The following is a 20,956-nucleotide window of genomic DNA, read 5'->3' as shown; positions in this document are numbered from 1 at the left end:
ACAGCGCTACTACTGCTCCGCCTTCGCCACCAGCTCCGACTTCCGGTAGGAGTAGCCGAAGTACACGAGCAGCCCGACCGCGAACCACACGGCGAACCGCACCCAGGTCTGCCACTGCAGGAACGTGATCAGCCAGATGGAGAAGACCACCCCGACCGCCGGCACCACCGGCATCCCGGGACACCGGAAGGTGCGCGGCAGGTCGGGCCGCCTGTAGCGCAGCACGATCACCGCGATACACACCACGACGAACGCCAGCAGGATGCCGATGTTCGTCAGTTCGGCCGCCTCGCCGATCGGCAGGAACCCGGCGATGGCGGCCGACGCGAACCCGACGATCCACGTCACACGCGTCGGCACGTGCCGCGTCTCGTGCGTCTTCGCGAACCACTTGGGCAGCAGCCCGTCGCGGCTCATGGAGAACCACACACGGGTGACGCCCAGCATGAAGGTGAACATCACGGTGAGGATGCCGATGATGGCGCCGACGGCGATGACGTCGGCGAGCCCACCGAGCCCCACGGCCTTGAACGCGCTGGAGAACCCGCTCTCCGGGTCGATGTCCTTGTACCCCTGCATGCCGGTGAGGACCAGGCACGCGAGCACGTAGAGCACCATCGAGACCGCGAGGGAGTAGAGGATCGCCTTCGGCATGTGGCGCTGGGCGTCCTTGGACTCCTCGGCGGCGGTACTCATGGCGTCGTAGCCGAAGACCGCGAAGAACACGGTCGCCGCACCCGTGAAGGCGCCACTGACCCCGAAGGGGAAGAACGGCTGGTAGTTGCCGGTGTTGACGTGGAAGAACCCGACGCCGATGACGAGCAGCACGACGAGGACCTTGAGGACCACGACGACCATCTCGAAGCGCGCCGCGTTCTTGATGCCGAGGGTGAGCAGATACGCGATGAGCAGGCAGAGCAGCGCCGCGAAGAGGTCGACCTTGTGTCCGTCGCCGGTGCCGGGCGCGCCCAGCATCCACTTCGGCAGCTCGGCGCCCATGTCGTTGACCAGGAAGTTGAAGTAGCCGGAGATGCCGATCGCGACCACCGCGACGATCGCCGTGTACTCCAGGAGCAGATCCCAGCCGATGAACCAGCCGGCCAGCTCACCGAGCACCACATAGCCGTACGTGTACGCGGATCCCGCCTTCGGGATCAGGCCCGCGAACTCCGCGTACGAGAACGCCGCCGCGGCGCTCGCCACACCCGCGATCAGGAACGAGACGAGGACCGCGGGCCCTGCCTTCTCGTTGGCGACGGTGCCCGCCAGGGTGAAGATGCCGGCGCCGATGATGCCGCCGACGCCGATCGCGGTGAGCTGCCAGAGCCCCAGCGACCGGGTGAGCCCGCCGCCCGCCCCGGTCTCCGTCTCCTCGATGCGTTCGATGGGCTTGCGGCGCAGGATGCCCCGCCCCATCCGGAGTCCCGCCATGAGCTCCACCTCTTCGCGGACGGCAGTCGGCTGATGGCGGATCATGATGGCCCAGCCCGCGGCACGACGGAAGACGCCACACCCCTTGCGCGTGAGGGTTCATTCGGCTTGTGCGTGAGGGTTCGTTCGGCGGGGGCTCCGGTCACGGCACCACTGTCACCGGCCAGCGGCCCGCCTTCACCAGGCGGACGGCGACCGAGCCGACGATGCGGTGGCCCGCCTGCTCGGAGGCGCCGACGACCACGGCGTCCGCCTTCAGCTCGTCCGCCGCGGCGACCAGACCGTTGTACGGGTCGCCGTGGAAGGTGTGGAACTCCCATCTCACGTCGAATATGTCCTTCACCCGCTCGGCGGCGTCCCTGATCTCCGATATGAGCCCCTCGGCGATCTCGTCCGTGGTCTCGGCGACCGGGGCGCCGAGGGCCGCGCCCGCGGCCATCACCGGCTGGATGTACACGACGGCGAGCAGGGCCCGCTGGCGCCGGGCAAGGCCTCCGGCGTACGCCGCGGCCCGCAACGACGAATCGGAGCCATCGACTCCGACGACGATCACCTTGGGCCCGTCGGTACCGCGTTCAAACTGCTGGGACTGGTCTGCGCTCACGCCCGAGAGGTTAACGGAGCGGCGCGGTGCTGCCGCGGGCAGGCGCCCTGCGCAGGCCCTGTACAGGCACCGCGGCCTTCCCTTCGTCCCGTACACGGCGGACGGCATCGTCCTCGATGCCCCTCCGCTCACGCGCTGGGGCGTCGAACTGGGCAGTGGTCGGCGGAAGTTGAGCGACCTCGTCGGACAGCGTCGGGCGTGCCTCGCCGCGCGGTCGCTCCTCGTGGGGAGAAAGAGACCTGTCCGCCGCGTCAGGCCGCCCGGAGGCGGCTGATCGGGTGCTTTCGGGGAGCGGTCCGGTGTTGGTGTGCCGCGTCGGCCTTCCGCCATGCGACGGATTGGTCATGAAAGACGATCAGCTGACTCCAGGGCGTCGGGTCGTGCTCCGTGCCGCCGTCGCCCTCGGGCTCGCCGCGACCGCCGGATGCGCGGACACCGGCCGCCCGGCCGCCCCCGGACCGACCGCACCCACCGGCAGGCCCGCCGCGGGACCGGCGGCCGCCCGCGCCCTCAAGCCCTCCGCGTACCGCCTCCAGCCCATGGCGGGACACGGCCCGCCGCGCTCCGCGCGCGCCCTGCCCCGGGTCCGCAAGGCACCGATCCTGCGCCTGGACCGGCACGAGCGTTCGATGGTGCTGACCTTCGACGACGGGCCCGACCCCCGCTACACCCCGTCCATCCTGCGGACCCTGCGCGCGTACGACGTCCGCGCGATGTTCTTCGTGTGCGGGGAGATGGTCGTCGACAACGCGGACCTGCTGCGCGAGATGGCCGACGACGGGCATGTGATCGGCAACCACACCTGGAGCCACCCGCTGCTGCCCAAGCTGAGCCGCTCCAAGACGCGCGCGCAGATGGAGCGGACCTGCGACGTCATCGAGGGCGTGACCGGCGAACCTCCCGAGTGGTTCCGCGCCCCCTACGGTGCGTGGAACCGCAACACCTTCCAACTCGGCGCACAACTCGGCATGGAACCGCTCGCCTGGACCGTCGACACCCTCGACTGGACCGAGCCCGGCGCGAAGACCATCGTCCGCCGCGTCCGCGCGGGCGCGGCACCCGGCGTGGTGGTGCTCTCGCACGACGCGGGCGGCGACCGCTCCGCCAGCGTCAGGGCCCTGCGCACCTACCTTCCCGAACTCCTCGACTCCGGCTACCGCGTCACGGTGCCGAACCGCTACGCCATGTGACGCGCCCGAGGTCAGCGCACGGCGGTCAGGCGGGCGAACACGACGACGTTCCCGTCGTATCCGGACTGCTTGCTGAAACCGCCGCCGCAGGTGATGACGCGCAACTCGGGAGTTCCGTCGTTTCCGTAGACCCGCTTGCCGGGGAAGTCCTTCTTGTCGAACACCTCGATGCCGTAGATCTTGAAAATCGCGGTCTTCTTGTCCTCGCGCCTGATCTCGACGTGCTGTCCCTTCTTCAGGGAACCTAGGCCGTAAAAGACGGCCGGTCCCTGCTGGTTGTCCACATGGCCGACGACTACGGCCGTGCCCTTCTCGCCCGGCGAGACGGCGCCCGTGAACCAGCCGGCGAGGTTCGCGTCCTCCGGCGGCGGCGCGTCCACCCACCCCTCGGGGTCGAGCCCCACCGCGGTGACCGGCGCGTCCACCTGGATGCCCTTGATGCGCACGCGCTCGGCGGGCGAGAACGTCAGGGGCGCAGGGGCGGCGACCCCGGGGTCCGGTGTGCGGTCCGCGGCCGCGGCGGACGCGGGCTGCGGCGGCCCCACGTCGAATTCCCCCGAGCCATTGCGGATCAGCGCGAGACCGGTCAGCAGGACGAGCGCCATCACGCCCCAGGGGGCGCGCTTCTTCTGCTTTTCGTCCTCCTGGGAATCCTGGAACTCGAACTCGTCGGCCGGGTGGGACGAAGGCATTCTCTATCCCCTCTCGACGCGGCGGGCGCGCCGCGTCGGTTACGCGTACGAGAACGCTAAGCGCGGGGCGCGTGGCGTGCGAAAGGGCGGGTGCGAACGGGTGGCGCCACGGTCGGGGTGCGCCATCCGGGTCGCCCCCGGACAGGAAATTTCTGACGGACCGTGACCTGCGGTGATGTCCGATCGCGTGGACCCGTCCCGGCGTGTCGTCTCACCAGGACGGCCGATCCCCGAAATGCGGCCCGGCGCACCGCATCTGAGGGTCTGACTGGGAGGCGCTCTCGCCGATCGACCGGGGACGGTACCCCCGGGGCGCCTTCCGCGGAGGACTTCCATGCGTACTTCTCGTATGCGTACCACTCGTGCCCTCGCGGTCGCCGCCGCGGCAGGCGCGGTCGTCGGGCTCGCCGCCCCGGCCGCGTCCGCGTGGGCCGACCCGACCAACATCGTGGCGATGCCGAGCGTGATTCCGCGGGGCGGACACCTGACCGTCACGGTCGACGGCTCGTCCTGCCAGGCCGGCGGCAAGATCACCTCGCACGCGTTCCCGGACACGAACCTGCACTCGATCCCCGGCGGCACCACGTCGAGCGCGACAGCCGTCGTCCACAAGCACGCGACCCCGGGCGCGTACGACATCACGGCCCACTGCGGCGGCAAGACGCTCACCCGCCCGGCCGCGTTCACCGTCATCCACGGCGGTGTGCGCGGTGGCTTCGGCGGCAGCTCGCCGTCGGGGGCGACCCCCACCGACATCGCGATCGGTGGCGCCCTGGTGGCGGCGGCCGTGGTCGGCGGCGGCGTGTTCTGGATGCGCCGCCGGGCCGAGAACCGGTCCTGAGCCGCCGGGCGAACCGGCGCGCCCCCTTCGCCCCCGAGGTCTGGAGACGCCCCGGGGGCGAAGCGGCGGTGCCGAGGGAGGGTCAGGAGCGGGGCGGGAGCCGGTCGGGAGCCGGTCAGGAGTTGTCCTCGCCGGTGCGGCGCCGTGCCTTGTAGTACGCGGCGCCCAGGCCGCCCACGACCAGCGCGCCGCCGAGGGCGATCTCGTGCAGGTCGAACCCGCCGAGGCTGCCGCCGATGCCGGCCTTGACACCCTTGTGGACGGGGTTCGGGTTGGGGTTCTGGTTCTGGTGGCTGTTGTTGTCGGGGCGGCCGGTGGCGATGGTCAGGTCGGTCTTGCCGGTCTCCCCGTCGCAGGTGAACGTCACCTCGTACATCGCCCCCGGCTTGGCGTCCCAGAACACCTTGGCCGTGGCGGACGACTGTCCCTTGGGGATGTGGGCGTCGTCGAAGACCCCGGAGGTGACCTTGGCGTCGCCGTCGCAGCCTTCGACGCTGAGCGTGACCTGCCCGCCCGCGGCGATCGTCGACGGGGTCACGCGGAAGCCGAACGAGGTGATGTTGTTGTTCGTGTCGTCGCCCGTGACGGCCGCCGACGCGGGCGGGATCGTCAGCGTCAGGACGGTGGCGGTGAGCAGAGCGGCAGAAGCGACGCGTATCGCGTGCATGGTGTGGATCCTCCGGGTCCCCGAGGAGCAGCCGCGGACCTTCTTCCGCTGACGCCTGAAATGCACCTCGATGACCGAAACGCTAAGTACGCTCCCTTGGGGCCGCGATCGGTGTCGCGCGAACGGGGCAATCCGCTCCGCCGGACAGGGGAACGGCGCGGCGTGGCGGACGGGACGGAGCGCGCGCGTATGGCATGGGGAGTGGCGGGTCTCAGTGCCGCGGCTCGGGCCAGATGTGAGGGCCGCCGCGCCACTCCACGAGATTCGGGTCGTCGAGCGCGATGTCGGCCTCGCCGAGCCCCGCGCGCCGCAGGAGCTCCACCAGGTCGCGGTCGCCGCGGGCTACGCCGGCGTCCTGTCCGCGCACGGTGACCCGCCGCCCGCCGTCGGCGGCGGGTGGATGGACGACGATCGGTGTCTGCCAGGCCATGGCACCAGAATGCGCCGGGCAGGGGCCCGGCGCAGCATGGTTCACGGCCATCGAGCGGCAACTCGCCACGGCTGAGGCGTACTCCGGGGCGAGTCCCCGGTCTCAGCCGCCGCCGATTCCCGGGAACAGCGCCTTGAACGGTTCCGCCGTCGCCGCGATGCCACGGCCGTACGGGGCGTCGAAGTCCCAGATCAGGAAGAGCAGGAAGGCGAACAGGGCGGAGAAGAGACCGGCGAGGACCAGTTCGCGCGGTGTGCGGCGGATCTGCAGCGCGAAGATCATGCCGATCGTCACCAGGCCCCCGATGATCAGGCCGAACCAGACCACGCCGGGCATGGTCGCCCCGACGCTGTCCGCCCGGGCGCTGCGGGCGTCGTCCGCGGCCGCCACCTCGTCGACCAGCGGCTGGTAGGCCTGGGCCTCGAAGTCCGACTTCGGTTCGTAGTCGGTGACGTCGTGGCGGATCCGGGTGAGGAGATCGGCGCCGCGGTCGGTGAGCTCGCCCTTGGCCGCCATGGTGTCCCACTCCTTGGTGACGACATGGCTGACATAGGTGTGTACGTCGGCGCGGATACGATCCCGGACGTCCTCCGGATAGACCCGCGCCCGCTCCGAGATCTCGTGCAGTGCCTGGGCCTCCACGCGGACGTGTTCCTGGGCGGCGCCGCGCGCCTCCCAGACGCCCGCGATGGCCAGGCCGAGCACGATGGCGTACACGACGCCGATCATCATCGTCATGTACTCGATGACGTCCGGCGTCTCCGACGAGTCGTAGTCCGCGCCGGTCCTGCGGTGCCGCAGCAGCGTCACGATGAGCACGACACCGCAAGCGGCCACCATCGCGAGGGTGAGAACAAGCCATTCCGACATGGGAACCTCCGGCGGTCAGCGCGGGCGGAGCGCGGCGACGGCGAGCACCGCGGGCGCCGTGATGAGCAGGGTGAGCGAGACGAGGGACGGGCCACCGCGCGGCGGCCGCTTGCGGGTTGGCGCGTGGTACGCCGGATATGTCACGGATGGCGATGGCTTGGTTGTTCTGCTGCGAGCGGGGGGCTTCGGCTCGGGCGGCGGCTTCGGCGCGGGCTCGGGCGCCGCGGCCGGGGCGAGGGCCGGTGTCGGGACCGGCTTCGGCGCGGGAGGCGGTGGCGGCTCGGGGGCCTCGGGCTCTGGAGGCGGAGGTGGAGGTGGAGGCGGCGGAGGTGGTGGTGGCGGAGGAGCGGGCGGCGGCGGTGGTGGCGGAGGCTTCGGGCGGTGCGTGGGCCCCGCCCAGCAGTCACCGCCGTCGCCCGCCACGGCCAGGTTGTCGCCGCCCGAAGAGGCACCGCCCCGGTTGACCGACGCGTACGCGCAGTCGTCGGCCGCGGCCGTGCCGGTGGTGGCGGAGGCGCCGAGCAGCAAGGTCAGCGCCAGGAGCGCCAACGCCCGTATGACGAGGGGAGGTAAGGCCCGCGAGGTTCCATGCACGACGAGAGCATGGGCGGCGCCTGCCCCCGGCATGCCGTAACGCTCCCGAATGCCCCGAAGGAAGGAGGCGGCCCCCGCGCAGGTTTGACGACGTGAACACCCTCATGCCCTACGACCCGCTCACGTGCCCTACGCCTCACCCTCGCGCCCCACGCCCCACTCCCGCACCGCACCCTCCGCCCGTGCGCCGCGCAAAGAATCTTGCGCCCGGTTGAACGCGACGGTCGCCCCCGCCCGTACCTAGGGCCATGTGTGACGCAAACAGGCGCCACAACACCACAGCTGACAGCGGGAGTGAGAGATGCGGCATCCAAGTGGGCGAGCCCCTCGGGCCTGGCGGAGCGCCTCGCTCGTAGCGACGGCTGCGGCCCTGGTGGCGTTGACGGCGGCGTGCGGACAGGAGAAGGGCGACCAGTCCCCGAATGGCCAGAATGTGGGCAACGAGGCGCCCGCCAAGGGCGACGGATACGGCGCGGGCGACGGATACGGCGCGGACTCCGGCGCCGGGGACGACGGCGCCGACGCCAAGGCGAAGCCGGCCGGGCAGCTCGCCGTCTGGGACAGCAAGAAGCTCGGGAAGGTCGTCACCGACAGCGCGGGCTTCACGCTCTACCGCTTCGACAAGGACACCGCCCAACCCCCCAAGTCCAACTGCGACGCCGTCTGCCTGAAGGCCTGGCCCGCCGTGGCAGCCAACGGCGCCAAGGCCGCGCCGGGCGTCGACGAGTCCCTGCTCGGCGAGGTCACCGGCGCCGACGGCACCAAGCAGCTCACCATCGACGGCTGGCCGATGTACCGGTACGCGAAGGACGCCAAGCCCGGCGACGCCAAGGGGCAGGGAGTGGGTGGCACTTGGCACGCCGCGGCCCCCGACGGCAAGAAGGCCTCGCCCGCGGGGGCCGGAACCGCCCCCGACGAGGCCGCCCCCGACGAGACCGCTCCCGCCGAACCGGCCCCCGCCGACCCCGCGGGCCTGTCCACCCGCAACGACCCGAAACTCGGCGAGATCGTCGTCGACAAGAACGGCATGACCGTCTACCGCTTCACCAAGGACTCCGCCTGGCCGATCAAATCCAACTGCGTGGGCGCCTGCGCCGAGAAGTGGCCCGCCGTCGCCCCCGTCGACAAGGCCGACGCCGAGGGGATCAAGAAGAAGGGCTATATGACCTACGACCGCCCCGACGGCGGCAAGCAGCAGACGATCGACTGCTGGCCGCTGTACACCTTCGCGGGCGACAAGAAGCCGGGCGACACCAACGGCCAGGGCGTCGGCGGCACTTGGTATGCCGCGAGCCCGGACGGCAAGGCGGTGGGCGCCCCCAAGTAACCCCCCACGGAGCACGGCCGGCCGGCCCGTCCCCCTATCACAAGGAGGGACGGGCCGGTCTTCGGTGTGTGATACGGCACTTGCCAAAGGCAGTGACCGAGAACGGACGGCCAATTTCCGTTTTGACTCGCTCCCTTGGCGGGCGATCAGTAGCCTCACCCTCGAACACCGGATCGCCCGCGTCACCCCCCTATGCCTTGGAGTCTTGATGGAGCGTCCCGCCTGGGCCCCGATCGGCATCGACATCACGATGCCCAGCGTGTCCCGCATCTACGACTACTACCTGGGCGGTTCGCACAACTTCGAGGTGGACCGGGAGGCCGGCCGCAGGGCCATGGAGTTCATGCCGGGCCTGCCGAAGATCATGCAGGCGAACCGCGCCTTCATGCGGCGAGCGGTCCGGTACGCCGTCGACCAGGGCGTCACCCAGTTCCTGGACATAGGCTCCGGCATCCCCACCTTCGGCAACGTCCACGAGGTGGCACAGCGGGCCAGCGACGAGGCACGCGTCGTATACGTCGACCACGACCCGGTCGCCGTCGAACACAGCAAGGCCGTACTCGACGGCGACGAGCGCACCGCGGTGCTCGCCGCCGACCTGCGCAAGCCCCGGGACATCCTGGGCAGTCCGGAGGTCGGCTCGCTCCTCGACCTGGACCGGCCGGTGGCCCTGCTGCTCGTCGCCGTCCTGCACTTCGTCGAGGACGCGTACGATCCTCGCGCGGCGGTCGCCGAGTTGAGGGACGGCCTCGCGCCCGGCAGCCTGATCGTCCTGACCCACGCCTCGTACGAAGGGATCCCGGTTCCCCCCGAGCAGGCCGACGGGACGGTCGGTGTATACAAAGACATCCGCAACCCACTGATCATGCGCTCGCGCGAGGAGATCGCGCGGTTCTTCGAGGGGTACGACATGGTGGAACCCGGCCTGGTGCCGATGCCGCACTGGCGGCCCGACACGGCGCTCGAGGAGGAGGACCCCTACTCCTTCTCCGGGTTCGCGGGCGTGGGACAGAAGCGTTGAGCGCCGAGCCGGACGGACCGGAAGGAAGACTCCGCAGGTTCGCCACCATCTGGAGCCGCGCGATCTTCCCGGTGACGGCCACCTCACTGACCCGCCCCGAGTTCGAGCAGCAACTGCTGCCGCTTGCCCGGCGGTTGCGCGACGCGCTCCAGGAACGGGTCTTCGACGCGAGGCAGGGCCAGGCCGTCGGCGCCGCCCTCATCGACACGCACTGCACCGACCCCGACGCGCTCAGCCGCACCCTCGACTGCGTCGACGCCTATCTGGTCCTGTACTGCGGCGGCGAAGGCCCGCGGGAGGAGCTGCGGGCCCGCTGCGCGCGGATCCAGCACGCGGTCGCGGCGGGCTTCGCCCGGGCGCTGCGCGAGCGCACCCTCGCCGAGCAGGAGGCGATCTCCTGCGCCGCGCTGAGCGCGCGCAGCGCCGTCGCCGAGGCCCTGCACGCGAGCGAGGCGCGCTTCCGGGCCGTCTTCCACGGCGCGGCGATCGGCATCGGCATCGCGGACCTCGACGGCACCATCTTGGAGGTCAACGACGCGCTGGCGCGCATGTTCGGCGGCTTGGAGAGCAACCTGCGCGGGCGCAACGCGGCGGAGTGGACACACCCCGACGACTCTCCCCACATATGGAAGCTGTACGAGGAGCTGGTGCGCGGCGAGCGTGAGCACTACCGCGTGGAGAAGGCCTTCTACCGCCCCGACGGCACGGTCCTGTGGACCAACCTGACCGTCTCACTGCTGCGTGACGCGGACGGGCTGCCGCAGTACCAGCTGGCGTTGATGGAGGACACCACCGAGCGGCGGCTGCTCAACCTGCGCCTGCGCTACGAGGCGACGCACGACGCGCTCACCGGGCTGCCCAACCGCACGCTGTTCTTCGAGCGCCTGGAGAAGGCGCTCGCGGCGGGCGACGACGCGCGGTTCGGGCTCTGCTACCTCGACCTCGACGGCTTCAAGACCGTCAACGACAGCCTCGGCCACGCGGCGGGCGACCGGCTGCTCGTCGAGGTCGCCGACCGGCTCCAGTCCTGCGCGACCGCGCCCGGCGAGATGGTGGCCCGGCTCGGCGGCGACGAGTTCGTGGCGCTCACCACGGGCGCCGACACCGAGACGGAGGTGGACGAGCTCGCCGGGCGCATCATGAACGCCCTCGCCACCCCGATCCGCGTCGACGGCCGCGAGCTGACCGTGCGCGGCAGCATCGGCATCGTGGAGGGCCCGGCAGGGGAGCGCGGCGCGGCCGACGTGCTGCGCAGCGCCGACATCACGATGTACCGCGCCAAGTCCGCGGGCGGCAACCGCTACGAACTCGCCGACCCCGAGGCCGACGCCCGCGCCATCACCCGGCACGGCCTGACCACCGCGCTGCCCGCGGCCCTGGAGCGCGGCGAGTTCTTCATCGAGTACCAGCCGCTGGTGCACCTCGGCGACGGCAGTGTGCGCGGCGCCGAGGCGCTGGTGCGGTGGCTGCACCCGCAGCACGGCATCATCGGGCCCGACCGGTTCATCCCGCTCGCCGAGCACACCGGCCTCATCGTGCCGCTCGGCCGCTGGGTCCTTGAGGAGTCCGTGCGCCAGGCCCGCCTCTGGAAGGCGCGTCCCCTGGACGGGGCCGTCACCGGTCCGCTCCGGGTCAACGTCAACCTCTCACCCATGCAGCTCACGCACCCGGGCCTGGTCTCCGACACGGTCGACATCCTGGAGCGCGAGGGCCTGGAGCCGGGCGCGCTCTGCCTCGAAGTCACCGAGTCGGCGCTGATAGGAGCCGACGACGACCTGCTCAAGCCGCTGCGCAGGCTCGCCGAGATGGGCGTGGACATCGCGCTCGACGACTTCGGTACGGGTTACTCCAACCTCGCCAACCTGCGCAGGCTGCCGGTGAGCGTCCTCAAGCTCGACCGCTCCTTCACCCAGGGCATGCAGCACTTCCCGGCCGACCCCGTCGACCTGAAGATCGTCGAGGGGATCGTCGCGCTCGCCCACAGCCTGGACCTCGCGGTCACCGTCGAGGGCGTCGAGACGGGGGCGCAGGCGGACCAGCTGCGGGAACTCGGCTGCGATACGGCTCAGGGCTGGTACTACGCGCGGCCCGGTCCGCCGGACCGGCTGCATGAACTGGCGCTGGCCGACGCGGTGGGCTGACCGCCGGGGAGCGGGTGCGGATCGGAGCTCGGGGGGGTGCGGCCGGCCTGCCGGGTGCGGGTCTTCATGTGGTTGCGCGCGCGGTTCCCCGCGCCCCTGACGGGGCACGGATGCGCCCCGGCCAGGGGCGCGGGGAACTGCGCGACCAGCCACAACGCACCCGCACAGGGAAGAGGACGCGCACTCCCGAGCTCTCACCCGTCCCGAGTCAAAAGCATCCGTTGGAGTTCCCGCGCCGCCCGCGGCGGAGCCACGTCGCTGCGGTGCGCCAGGGCGATCGTCCGACGCAGGCTCGGCCGGGACAGAGGCGTCATCCGCAGGTCCGAGCCCGACCGCTCCGCCACCATGCGCGGCACGACCGCCACACCCAGCCCCGCGCGCACGAAGCCCAGCACCGCGTCCATCTCGCCGCCCTCGACCGCGAACTCCGGCTCGAAACCCTCGGCGCGGCAGGCGGCGACGGTCAGCTCCCGCAGGTCGTAGCCGTGCCGGAACATCACCAGGCGCTCGCCTTGGAGGTCGGCGATCCGCACCGCCTCGCCCAGCCGCCGCGCCCGCGGGGACGACACCACGACCAGGTCCTCGCGCAGCAGCTCCACGGTGGTCAGGGCGGGCGACGGGCTGGGCAGCGGGAGCACCACCAGCGCCAGGTCCAGGGCGCCGCGCGCCAGTTCACGTACGAGGTCGTGGGAGCCGCCCTCCTCGATGAGCAGCTGGATTCCCGGATGCCGGTCGTGGAAGGCGCGCAGGACGTCGGGGAGCAGCCCCGTGCAGACACTCGGGGTCGCGCCGAGCCGGATGCGGCCGCGGCGCAGCTGCGCCAGCTCCTGCACCTCGATGCGGGCGGTGTCGGCGTCCGCGAGGATCCGGCGGGCCAGCGGCAGCAGCGCCTCGCCCGCGTCGGTCAGCGTGATGTTGCCGCGGGCCCGGCTGAACAGCTCCGCGCCCAGCTCCTTCTCCAGGGCCCGGATCTGCTGGGAGAGGGAGGGCTGCGAGACGTGGACCTGCTCTGCGGCCCGTGTGAAGTGCCGCGTCTCGGCGACCGCGACGAAGTAGTGCAGCTGCTGGAATTGCATACACGTACGGTACGACGCTCAATAGGCTGAGACTATCGAGATGAGCCGAACCATCTCTTGGACCGATCGGGACCTTCGGCCGTAGCGTCGCCGACATGGCTCTGGCAACGCGGACGGACAAACGGCCGTCCATGACCCGTACGCTCTGGGACTCCACCATCGGGAAGAAGACCGTGATGGCGGTGAGTGGTCTGATCATGCTGCTCTACCTGGTCACGCACATGGTCGGAAACCTCAAGATCTTCTTCGGGCCGAAGGAGATCAACCACTACGCCCACTGGCTGCGCACGGTCGGCGAGCCCTTCATGCACTACGAGTGGACCCTCTGGCTCGTCCGCGTGGTCCTCGTCGCCGCCGTCGTCGCCCACGCCACGTCCGCCTACCAGCTGAGCCGCCGCGACATCAGGGCGCGCCCCACCCGGTACGTGCACAAGAGGGCGCAGGCGAGCTTCGCCACCCGCACCATGCGCTGGGGCGGCGTCATCCTCGGGCTCTTCATCGTCTGGCACATCCTCGACCTGACGACCGGCACGGTGCACCCGGGCGGCTACCAGCACCTGCACCCGTACCAGAACATCATCGACACCTTCTCCACCTGGTACGGCAACGTCATCTACATCGTCGCCGTCGTCGCCCTCGGCCTCCACGTCCGGCACGGACTGTGGAGCGCCGCGCAGACCCTGGGCGTCGGCACCGCGGCCCGCGACCGCGTCCTGAAGCCCCTGGCCAACGGCCTCGCCCTGGTGCTGACCGTCGGCTTCGTCTCCGTACCCGTGGCCGTCATGACCGGACTGGTGAGCTGAACCATGAACTACTCCAGTGAGTACGCCGCCTACACGACCGGAGAGCCGCTCGTCGACACCAAGGCCCCGAGCGGCCCGATCGCCGACCGCTGGGACACCCGCCGCTTCCAGGCGAAGCTGGTCAACCCCGCCAACCGCCGCAAGCACACGGTGATCGTCGTCGGCACCGGCCTGGCCGGCGGCTCCGCCGGGGCCACCCTCGCCGAACAGGGCTACCACGTCGTGCAGTTCTGCTACCAGGACTCGCCGCGCCGCGCCCACTCGATCGCCGCGCAGGGCGGCATCAACGCCGCGAAGAACTACCGCAACGACGGCGACTCGGTCCACCGCCTCTTCTACGACACCGTCAAGGGCGGCGACTTCCGCGCCCGCGAGTCCAATGTGCACCGCCTCGCGCAGATCTCCGTCGAGATCATCGACCAGTGCGTCGCACAGGGCGTGCCCTTCGCCCGCGAGTACGGCGGATTGCTCGACACCCGCTCCTTCGGCGGCGTCCAGGTGTCCAGGACGTTCTACGCGCGCGGCCAGACCGGCCAGCAGCTGCTGCTGGGTGCCTATCAGGCACTGAGCAGGCAGATCGCCGCCGGGAACGTCGAGATGCACCCCCGCACGGAGATGCTGGACGTCATCGTCGTCGACGGGCGGGCCCGCGGCATCGTCGCCCGCGACCTGATCACCGGCAGGATCGACACCTACTTCGCGGACGCCGTCGTCCTCGCGACCGGCGGCTACGGCAACGTCTTCTACCTGTCGACGAACGCCATGAACTCCAACGCGACGGCTATCTGGCGCGCCCACCGGCGCGGCGCCCACTTCGCCAACCCCTGCTTCACCCAGATCCACCCCACCTGCATCCCGCGCACCGGCGACCACCAGTCCAAGCTCACGCTGATGAGCGAGTCGCTGCGCAACGACGGCCGGATCTGGGTGCCCAAGGCGCACGGCGACCAGCGGCCGCCGAACGAGATCCCCGAGGACGAGCGCGACTACTACCTGGAGCGCGTCTACCCGTCCTTCGGCAACCTCGTGCCCCGCGACATCGCCTCCCGCGCCGCCAAGAACGTATGCGACGAGGGCCGGGGTGTCGGTCCGGGCGGGCAAGGTGTCTACCTCGACTTCGCCGACGCGATCCGGCGGATGGGCAAGAAGAAGGTCGCCGAGAAGTACGGCAACCTCTTCGACATGTACGAGCGGATCACCGCGGAGAACCCGTACGAGGTGCCGATGCGGATCTACCCCGCCGTGCACTACACGATGGGCGGCCTCTGGGTCGACTACGACCTCCAGACCACCGTCCCCGGCCTCTTCGCGGTCGGAGAGGCCAACTTCTCCGACCACGGCGCGAACCGGCTCGGCGCGAGCGCCCTCATGCAGGGCCTCGCCGACGGCTACTTCGTCCTGCCGTCCACCATCAACGACTACCTCGCGCGCAACCCGCACAACGACGAGGTCGGCGCCGAACACCCCGCCGTACAGGAGGTGCTGGCCGAGACCGAGGACCGGCTCAACCTCCTCCTCGCCGTCGACGGCGACCGCACCCCCGACTCCTTCCACCGCGAACTCGGCGAAGTGATGTGGGAGTTCTGCGGCATGGCCCGCACGGAGACCGGCCTGCGCAAGGCCCTGGAGCGCATCCCGCAGATCCGCGAGGAGTTCTGGCGCCGCATCAAGGTCCCCGGCACCGGCGAGGAGTTCAACCAGTCCCTGGAGAAGGCCAACCGCGTCGTCGACTATCTGGAGCTCGCCGAGCTGATGTGCCTCGACGCCCTGCACCGCGCCGAGTCCTGCGGCGGCCACTTCCGCGAGGAGTCCCAGACCCCGGACGGCGAGGCGGCGCGCGTGGACGAGGAGTTCTCGTACGCGGCCGCATGGGAGTTCACCGCCACCGGCGAAGCCCCCGTCCTTCATAAAGAAGACCTCGTCTTCGAGTACGTCCACCCCACTCAGCGGAGCTACGCATGAAGCTCACCCTGCGCGTCTGGCGCCAGAAGAACACCGACGCCGACGGCGCGATGTCCACGTACGAAGTGGACGGCATCTCCTCGGACATGTCCTTCCTGGAGATGCTCGACACCCTCAACGAAGAACTCATCGTCAAGGGCGAGGATCCCGTCGCCTTCGACCACGACTGCCGCGAGGGCATCTGCGGCGCCTGCTCGCTCGTCATCAACGGCGACGCGCACGGCCCCGAGCGCACCACCACCTGCCAGCTCCACATGCGGTCCTTCAAGGACGGCGACACCATCGACGTCGAGCCGTGGCGCGCCGCCGCCTTCCCGGTCGTCAAGGACCTCGTCGTCGACCGCTCGGCGTTCGACCGGATCATCCAGTCCGGCGGCTACATCAGCGCCCCGACCGGCTCCGCGCCCGACGCGCACGCCACACCCGTGCCCAAGCCGGACGCCGACTCCGCCTTCGAGCACGCCGAGTGCATCGGCTGCGGGGCGTGCGTGGCGGCCTGCCCCAACGGCTCGGCGATGCTGTTCACCTCGGCGAAGGTCAACCACCTCAATGTCCTGCCGCAGGGCGCCCCCGAGCGCGAGACCCGCGTCCTGGACATGGTCGCGCAGATGGACGAGGAGGGCTTCGGCGGCTGCACGCTTACTGGCGCCTGCGCCTCCGCGTGCCCCAAGGGGATTCCGTTGCCTTCCATCGCGGCCATGAACAAGGAGTGGCTGCGGGCGACCAGGAAGGTCGGTCGCTGACCCCGCGGGTCGTGTGTGGCCGGCCGCTCGGTTCCCCGCGCCCCTACGAGGCGCGTAGCTTCGCCGCATGTATCCCGGAGCGTACGACCCCGCCAGGACGGCCGTCGTCACCGCCGACGGCACACGGGCCCTCACCTACGGACAGCTCGAAGAACGCTCCCTGCGGCTCGCGGATCATCTGCGGGCCGCGGGTCTGCGTCGGGGTGACCACCTCGCCCTGCTCTGCGACAACGACCCGCGCGCCCTGGAGGCCTACTGGGCCGCCCTGCGGTCCGGGCTCTATCTCACCGCCGTCAATCACCACTTGAGCGCGGACGAGGCCGCCTACATCGTCCGCGACTGCGGGGCGAGCGCGCTGATCGTCTCCGGGACGCTGAACGAACTCGGCGCGCGTGTACGGGACCTGGCGGGCGGGCCGCCGCACGTGCTGGGCCTCGATGACGGGACGTACGAGAAGGCCCTGGAGGGCGCCAGCGCCGAGCCGCCCGCGCATCAGCCGCTCGGCACCGACATGCTCTACTCCTCCGGCACCACCGGCCGGCCCAAGGGCGTCAAGCCGACGCTCCCCGACGGGGACGTGCGCGAGCAGCCGACGACGTACACGCTGATCTTCCAGGCGATGTACGGCTTCGGCGAGGACACCGTCTACCTCAGCCCGGCGCCGATCTACCACGCGGCGCCGCTGCGCTTCTGCGGCGCCGTCACCGCGCTCGGCGGCACGATCGTCCTCATGCCCTCCTTCGACGCCGAGGGCGCCCTCGCGGCCGTCGCACGCCACCGGGTGACGCACAGCCAGTGGGTGCCGACGATGTTCGTACGGATGCTGAAGCTGCCCGCCGAGGTGCGCGGGCGCCACGATCTGTCGTCGATGAAGGTCGCCATCCACGCCGCCGCGCCCTGCCCCGTGGAGGTCAAGCGGCGGATGCTGGAGTGGTGGGGGCCCGTTCTGTACGAGTACTACTCGTCGACGGAGGGCAACGGCATCACGTTCATCTCGCCCGAGGAGTGGCTGCGCAAGCCCGGCTCGGTGGGCCGCGGCGGACTCCTCGGCACACTGCGCATCTGCGACGAGGCGGGCGCCGTACTGCCGCCGGGCACGACCGGCACCGTCTACTTCGAACGCGACGAGGCGCCCTTCCGCTACCACAACGACCCGGAGCGCACGCACGAGACGCGGCACCCCGAGCATCCCCACTGGACCACCACGGGCGACATCGGCCACGTCGACGAGGACGGCTATCTGTTCCTCACCGACCGCAAGGCATTCACGATCATCTCGGGGGGCGTGAACATCTACCCCCAGGAGATCGAGGACGTCCTGGTGCTGCACCCCGCCGTCGAGGACGTCGCCGTCATCGGCGTCCCCGACCCGGAGATGGGCGAGGCGGTGAAGGCCGTGGTCCAGGCCGCCGAAGGGGTCAAGGCGGGGCCTGAACTGGCGGAGCAGCTGCGGGACTTCGTCCGTGAACGCGTCGCCCACTACAAGGCGCCGCGCACCGTCGACTTCACCGACCGTCTGCCGCGCACACCGACCGGCAAGCTCGCGAAGTCACGCCTGCGCGAGGCCTACCGGGGCGGCTGACCGGTCGCGCGGGCCAGATAAGGCGCGGTGCGGCTGCCTTCCGCGTGCGCCACCTCCGCCGGGGTGCCCGCCGCCACGATCAGACCGCCCTCGTCGCCACCGCCGGGCCCGAGGTCCACCACCCAGTCGGCGCCCGCCACCACCGCCATGTCGTGCTCGACGACGACCACCGAGTTCCCGGCGTCGACCAGCTCGTGCAGGCGGTGCGTGAGGACCTCGACGTCGGCGGGGTGCAGGCCCGTCGTCGGTTCGTCCAGGAGGTACAGCGTGTGGCCGCGCCTCACCCGCTGCAACTCACTGGCCAGCTTGATCCGCTGGGCCTCGCCACCCGACAGCTCCGTGGCAGGCTGCCCGAGCCGCAGATAGCCGAGACCGACGTCGAGGAGCGTGCGCAGGCTGCGTACGACGGACGGGGTGTCCGCGAAGAACTCCGCGGCCGCCTCCACCGTCAGGTCGAGCACCTCGGCGATGTTCCTTCCGTGGTACGTCACTTCGAGCGTCTCGGGGTTGTAGCGGGCACCCGCGCAGTCCGGGCACGGCGCGTAGGTGCTCGGCAGGAAGAGCAGTTCGACGCTGACGAAGCCCTCGCCCTGGCAGGTCTCGCACCGCCCGCCCGCCACGTTGAACGAGAACCGGCCGACGCCGTAGCCGCGCTCCTTCGCCGCGCCCGTGCCCGCGAAGACCTTGCGTACGACGTCGAAGAGGCCCGTGTACGTGGCGAGGTTGGAGCGCGGCGTGCGCCCGATCGGCTTCTGGTCGACGCGGACCAGCCGGCCGACCCCGGGGAGATCCTCGGTGATCTCGCCGACGAGTGTGGACTTGCCCGAGCCCGAGACGCCCGTGACCGCCGTGAACGCGCCGAGGGGCAGCTCCGCCGTCACCGCGCGCAGATTGTGCCGGGTGACCGGGCCGACCTTCAACCAGCCGCGAGCGGTTCGGACTTCGCGTACCGGATCCGACGTGCGGTCGAAGAGGAAGCGGGCCGTCGCGGACTCCCGTACGCCTTCGAGACCGGTCACCGGGCCGCTGTACAGCACCCGCCCACCGTGCTCACCCGCCTGCGGGCCGACGTCGACGAGCCAGTCCGCGTGGCGCACGACATCGAGGTGGTGCTCCACGACGAAGACGGAGTTGCCCGCGGCCTTGAGGCGGTCGAGGACCGTCAACAGGGCCTCCATGTCCGCTGGGTGGAGGCCCGCCGACGGCTCGTCCAGGACGTACACCACACCGAAGAGGCCCGAGCGGAGCTGCGTGGCGAGACGCAGACGCTGCAGTTCGCCCGCCGACAGGGTGGGGGTCGCGCGGTCCGGGCTGAGGTAGCCGAGTCCGAGTTCGGTGACGGTCGCGATACGGGCCAGCAGGTCCCCGGTCAGGACGCGCGCCGACTCGGAGGAACCCGCCCCGCCCTCAAGGGCCCTGGCCAGCTCGGAGAGGGGGAGCGCGGCCAGCTCGGCGATCGTGCGGCCCGCGAACGTGACCGCGAGCGCCTCGGGACGCAGCCTGCTCCCGCCGCACGCCGGGCAGGGTGAGCTCGCCAGGAACCGTTCCGCCTTGGCGCGCAGCGTCTGGCTCTTGGAGTCCGCGAAGGTCTTCATCACATAGCGCCGGGCGCTCATGTACGTACCTTGGTACGGGCGTTGGATCCGGCCCGCCTCGCGCACCGGCCGCACGGTCACCACCGGCTGCTCGTCCGTGAACAGGATCCACTCGCGGTCGGCCGCGTCGAGCTCGCGCCACGGGCGGTCCACGTCGTGGCCGAGGGCGTCCAGGACGTCGCGGAGGTTCTTGCCCTGCCAGGCGCCGGGCCAGGCGGCGACGGCGCCCTCGCGGATGGAGAGCGAGGGGTCGGGGACCAGCAGCTCCTCGGTGGTGGTGTGGACCCGGCCGAGGCCGTGGCACTCGGGGCACGCGCCGGCCGCGGTGTTCGGCGAGAAGGCGTCGGAGTCGAGCCGCTCGGCGCCCTCGGGGTAGTCGCCCGCGCGGGAGAAGAGCATCCGCAGGGAGTTGGACAGCGTCGTGACCGTGCCGACGGAGGAGCGGGAGGTCGGCGCCGAGCGGCGCTGCTGGAGCGAGACCGCGGGCGGCAGCCCCGTGATCTCACCGACCTTCGGGGCGCCCACCTGGTGGATGAGCCGCCGGGCGTACGGGGCGACGGACTCGAAGTAGCGCCGCTGGGCCTCGGCGTAGATCGTCCCGAAGGCCAGCGAGGACTTGCCGGAACCGGAGACACCCGTGAAGACGGCGAGAACGTCGCGCGGGACGTCCACGTCGACGCCCTGGAGATTGTGCTCCCGGGCACCCCGGACGCGTACGTACGGATCGTGGGGGCTGTGCATGGGCGGACTCCGTACGCGGCTCGGGGACAAACCCCACGATTCTAGGCCGTGGGGCGGAGCGCGAGTCGGGGGCCCGCCCGTAGGGGTACCTGGAGATATGCGGCCTTGTTAGGGTGTGGCCTCTTGTCGGGGCGTCAGGCGGTGGGGGAAATGGCATCTGGAACGGGCACGGGTACGGGTATGGGTACGGGCGCGGCCACGGGCACAGGTACGGGCACGATTCTGAAATTCGACGGAATGCGCGGCTTCGGGTTCATCGCGGCGGATGACGGCGGCGAGGACGTCTTTCTGCACACCTCGGTCTTCGCGGGCGACCCCGCAGCTCTGGTGCCCGGGACGCGCGTCGCATTCCAGATCATCGCCAACGACCGCGGCCGCAAGGCGTTCGCGGCACACCTCACGGACAGCGCCGCGCCGCTGTCGCCCGCGGTGAACGGGCACGTCACGCCCGCCGACGGCGCCGCGGCGCAGGGCGCGGCCGGTGACGAGGGCGTGTGCGACGTCCTGTCACGCGCCGAGTTCGCGCACGAGATCACCGAAGTCCTGCTGACGGCCGTGCCGGACCTGACCGGCGGGCAGATCACGCAGGTACGCGCGAACATGCTGGAATTCGCCGAGAAGCGGGGATGGGTGGACGCCTGAGACC

Annotated in this window: 19 protein-coding genes; 10 read left to right on the top strand and 9 right to left on the bottom strand. The window is 71.0% G+C overall.

Annotated elements, in window-relative coordinates:
• Positions 1 to 9: 9 nt before the first annotated feature.
• Positions 10 to 1,431, bottom strand: a complete 1,422-nt coding sequence (locus ACWDVB_RS23660; RefSeq protein WP_451516296.1) for an amino acid permease — start codon at positions 1,429 to 1,431, stop codon at positions 10 to 12.
• 142 nt (positions 1,432 to 1,573) lie between these two features.
• The gene (locus ACWDVB_RS23655) at positions 1,574 to 2,035 is read right to left on the bottom strand and encodes a universal stress protein (RefSeq protein WP_451516295.1); all 462 of its coding nucleotides are present in this window, start codon (positions 2,033 to 2,035) and stop codon (positions 1,574 to 1,576) included.
• A gap of 344 nt (positions 2,036 to 2,379) precedes the next feature.
• Here ACWDVB_RS23655 and ACWDVB_RS23650 point away from each other — a divergent pair, with 344 nt between their 5' ends.
• Entirely contained in the window at positions 2,380 to 3,225 is an 846-nt protein-coding gene (locus ACWDVB_RS23650; protein WP_451516294.1) for a polysaccharide deacetylase family protein, read from the top strand.
• Positions 3,226 to 3,236: 11 nt separating this feature from the next.
• On the opposite strand, the gene ACWDVB_RS23645 is transcribed toward ACWDVB_RS23650, so the two are convergent.
• Positions 3,237 to 3,917 (bottom strand): class F sortase, encoded by a 681-nt coding sequence (locus tag ACWDVB_RS23645; protein ID WP_451516293.1) that lies wholly within the window; start codon positions 3,915 to 3,917, stop codon positions 3,237 to 3,239.
• Positions 3,918 to 4,266: 349 nt separating this feature from the next.
• On the opposite strand from ACWDVB_RS23645, the gene ACWDVB_RS23640 reads away from it, so the two are divergent.
• Entirely contained in the window at positions 4,267 to 4,758 is a 492-nt protein-coding gene (locus ACWDVB_RS23640) for a hypothetical protein (RefSeq protein WP_451516292.1), read from the top strand.
• A gap of 115 nt (positions 4,759 to 4,873) precedes the next feature.
• Here the strand turns inward: ACWDVB_RS23640 and ACWDVB_RS23635 are convergent, their stop codons facing one another.
• From ACWDVB_RS23635 to ACWDVB_RS23620, 4 genes are all read right to left on the bottom strand, one after another.
• Positions 4,874 to 5,425: a hypothetical protein gene (locus tag ACWDVB_RS23635; RefSeq protein ID WP_451516291.1), complete on the bottom strand. Its 552-nt coding sequence runs from the start codon at positions 5,423 to 5,425 to the stop codon at positions 4,874 to 4,876.
• 211 nt (positions 5,426 to 5,636) lie between these two features.
• A complete protein-coding gene (locus ACWDVB_RS23630; protein WP_451516290.1) occupies positions 5,637 to 5,855 on the bottom strand; it encodes a hypothetical protein in 219 nt (72 codons plus the stop codon).
• Positions 5,856 to 5,957: 102 nt separating this feature from the next.
• Complete coding sequence (locus ACWDVB_RS23625; RefSeq protein WP_451516289.1) at positions 5,958 to 6,725, bottom strand: bestrophin-like domain; 768 nt, start codon at positions 6,723 to 6,725, stop codon at positions 5,958 to 5,960.
• 15 nt (positions 6,726 to 6,740) lie between these two features.
• Positions 6,741 to 7,274: a hypothetical protein gene (locus tag ACWDVB_RS23620; RefSeq protein WP_451611992.1), complete on the bottom strand. Its 534-nt coding sequence runs from the start codon at positions 7,272 to 7,274 to the stop codon at positions 6,741 to 6,743.
• A 346-nt stretch (positions 7,275 to 7,620) separates the two neighbouring features.
• Here ACWDVB_RS23620 and ACWDVB_RS23615 point away from each other — a divergent pair, with 346 nt between their 5' ends.
• The 3 genes from ACWDVB_RS23615 to ACWDVB_RS23605 all read left to right on the top strand — a co-directional run bounded on the left by ACWDVB_RS23615 (position 7,621) and on the right by ACWDVB_RS23605 (position 11,808).
• The gene (locus tag ACWDVB_RS23615) at positions 7,621 to 8,646 is read left to right on the top strand and encodes an SCO0930 family lipoprotein (RefSeq protein WP_451516287.1); all 1,026 of its coding nucleotides are present in this window, start codon (positions 7,621 to 7,623) and stop codon (positions 8,644 to 8,646) included.
• A gap of 208 nt (positions 8,647 to 8,854) precedes the next feature.
• Complete coding sequence (locus tag ACWDVB_RS23610; protein WP_451516286.1) at positions 8,855 to 9,667, top strand: SAM-dependent methyltransferase; 813 nt, start codon at positions 8,855 to 8,857, stop codon at positions 9,665 to 9,667.
• A complete protein-coding gene (locus ACWDVB_RS23605) occupies positions 9,664 to 11,808 on the top strand; it encodes a putative bifunctional diguanylate cyclase/phosphodiesterase (RefSeq protein ID WP_451516285.1) in 2,145 nt (714 codons plus the stop codon). The genes ACWDVB_RS23610 and ACWDVB_RS23605 overlap by 4 nt, the downstream gene beginning before the upstream one ends.
• Before the next feature lie 194 nt (positions 11,809 to 12,002).
• Here the strand turns inward: ACWDVB_RS23605 and ACWDVB_RS23600 are convergent, their stop codons facing one another.
• Positions 12,003 to 12,884: a LysR family transcriptional regulator gene (locus ACWDVB_RS23600; RefSeq protein WP_451519424.1), complete on the bottom strand. Its 882-nt coding sequence runs from the start codon at positions 12,882 to 12,884 to the stop codon at positions 12,003 to 12,005.
• 95 nt (positions 12,885 to 12,979) lie between these two features.
• Between ACWDVB_RS23600 and ACWDVB_RS23595 the strand changes: the two genes are divergently transcribed.
• The 4 genes from ACWDVB_RS23595 (at position 12,980) to ACWDVB_RS23580 (ending at position 17,974) form a co-directional block, all read left to right on the top strand.
• Positions 12,980 to 13,687, top strand: a complete 708-nt coding sequence (locus ACWDVB_RS23595; protein ID WP_451519423.1) for a succinate dehydrogenase — start codon at positions 12,980 to 12,982, stop codon at positions 13,685 to 13,687.
• A 3-nt stretch (positions 13,688 to 13,690) separates the two neighbouring features.
• Positions 13,691 to 15,649 (top strand): fumarate reductase/succinate dehydrogenase flavoprotein subunit, encoded by a 1,959-nt coding sequence (locus ACWDVB_RS23590; protein WP_451519422.1) that lies wholly within the window; start codon positions 13,691 to 13,693, stop codon positions 15,647 to 15,649.
• Positions 15,646 to 16,392, top strand: coding sequence for a succinate dehydrogenase/fumarate reductase iron-sulfur subunit (locus ACWDVB_RS23585; RefSeq protein WP_451519421.1), 747 nt, complete (start codon positions 15,646 to 15,648; stop codon positions 16,390 to 16,392). Before ACWDVB_RS23590 ends, ACWDVB_RS23585 begins: the two co-directional genes overlap by 4 nt.
• A 67-nt stretch (positions 16,393 to 16,459) precedes the next feature.
• Complete coding sequence (locus tag ACWDVB_RS23580) at positions 16,460 to 17,974, top strand: acyl-CoA synthetase (protein ID WP_451519420.1); 1,515 nt, start codon at positions 16,460 to 16,462, stop codon at positions 17,972 to 17,974.
• Here ACWDVB_RS23580 and ACWDVB_RS23575 read toward each other — a convergent pair.
• The gene (locus ACWDVB_RS23575) at positions 17,959 to 20,310 is read right to left on the bottom strand and encodes an ATP-binding cassette domain-containing protein (protein WP_451519419.1); all 2,352 of its coding nucleotides are present in this window, start codon (positions 20,308 to 20,310) and stop codon (positions 17,959 to 17,961) included. The genes ACWDVB_RS23580 and ACWDVB_RS23575 overlap by 16 nt on opposite strands.
• 150 nt (positions 20,311 to 20,460) lie before the next feature.
• Between ACWDVB_RS23575 and ACWDVB_RS23570 the strand changes: the two genes are divergently transcribed.
• On the top strand, positions 20,461 to 20,952 hold the full coding sequence (locus ACWDVB_RS23570) for a cold shock domain-containing protein (RefSeq protein ID WP_451519418.1): 492 nt from the start codon (positions 20,461 to 20,463) through the stop codon (positions 20,950 to 20,952).
• Positions 20,953 to 20,956: the final 4 nt, after the last annotated feature.

It is taken from the genome of Streptomyces sp. NPDC003379 (genome assembly GCF_053589195.1).
This window is presented reverse-complemented; position numbering and strand designations above follow the sequence as displayed.

Coding starts and splice junctions, on each gene's coding strand:
- ACWDVB_RS23635 (WP_451516291.1), bottom strand. CDS start 5,425: ATGCACGCGATACGCGTCGCTTCTGCCGCTCTGCTCACCGCCACCGTC.
- ACWDVB_RS23630 (WP_451516290.1), bottom strand. CDS start 5,855: ATGGCCTGGCAGACACCGATCGTCGTCCATCCACCCGCCGCCGACGGC.
- ACWDVB_RS23610 (WP_451516286.1), top strand. CDS start 8,855: ATGGAGCGTCCCGCCTGGGCCCCGATCGGCATCGACATCACGATGCCC.
- ACWDVB_RS23645 (WP_451516293.1), bottom strand. CDS start 3,917: ATGCCTTCGTCCCACCCGGCCGACGAGTTCGAGTTCCAGGATTCCCAG.
- ACWDVB_RS23625 (WP_451516289.1), bottom strand. CDS start 6,725: ATGTCGGAATGGCTTGTTCTCACCCTCGCGATGGTGGCCGCTTGCGGT.
- ACWDVB_RS23570 (WP_451519418.1), top strand. CDS start 20,461: ATGGCATCTGGAACGGGCACGGGTACGGGTATGGGTACGGGCGCGGCC.
- ACWDVB_RS23595 (WP_451519423.1), top strand. CDS start 12,980: ATGGCTCTGGCAACGCGGACGGACAAACGGCCGTCCATGACCCGTACG.
- ACWDVB_RS23600 (WP_451519424.1), bottom strand. CDS start 12,884: ATGCAATTCCAGCAGCTGCACTACTTCGTCGCGGTCGCCGAGACGCGG.
- ACWDVB_RS23575 (WP_451519419.1), bottom strand. CDS start 20,310: ATGCACAGCCCCCACGATCCGTACGTACGCGTCCGGGGTGCCCGGGAG.
- ACWDVB_RS23660 (WP_451516296.1), bottom strand. CDS start 1,431: ATGGCGGGACTCCGGATGGGGCGGGGCATCCTGCGCCGCAAGCCCATC.
- ACWDVB_RS23615 (WP_451516287.1), top strand. CDS start 7,621: ATGCGGCATCCAAGTGGGCGAGCCCCTCGGGCCTGGCGGAGCGCCTCG.
- ACWDVB_RS23650 (WP_451516294.1), top strand. CDS start 2,380: ATGAAAGACGATCAGCTGACTCCAGGGCGTCGGGTCGTGCTCCGTGCC.
- ACWDVB_RS23585 (WP_451519421.1), top strand. CDS start 15,646: ATGAAGCTCACCCTGCGCGTCTGGCGCCAGAAGAACACCGACGCCGAC.
- ACWDVB_RS23590 (WP_451519422.1), top strand. CDS start 13,691: ATGAACTACTCCAGTGAGTACGCCGCCTACACGACCGGAGAGCCGCTC.
- ACWDVB_RS23580 (WP_451519420.1), top strand. CDS start 16,460: ATGTATCCCGGAGCGTACGACCCCGCCAGGACGGCCGTCGTCACCGCC.
- ACWDVB_RS23640 (WP_451516292.1), top strand. CDS start 4,267: ATGCGTACCACTCGTGCCCTCGCGGTCGCCGCCGCGGCAGGCGCGGTC.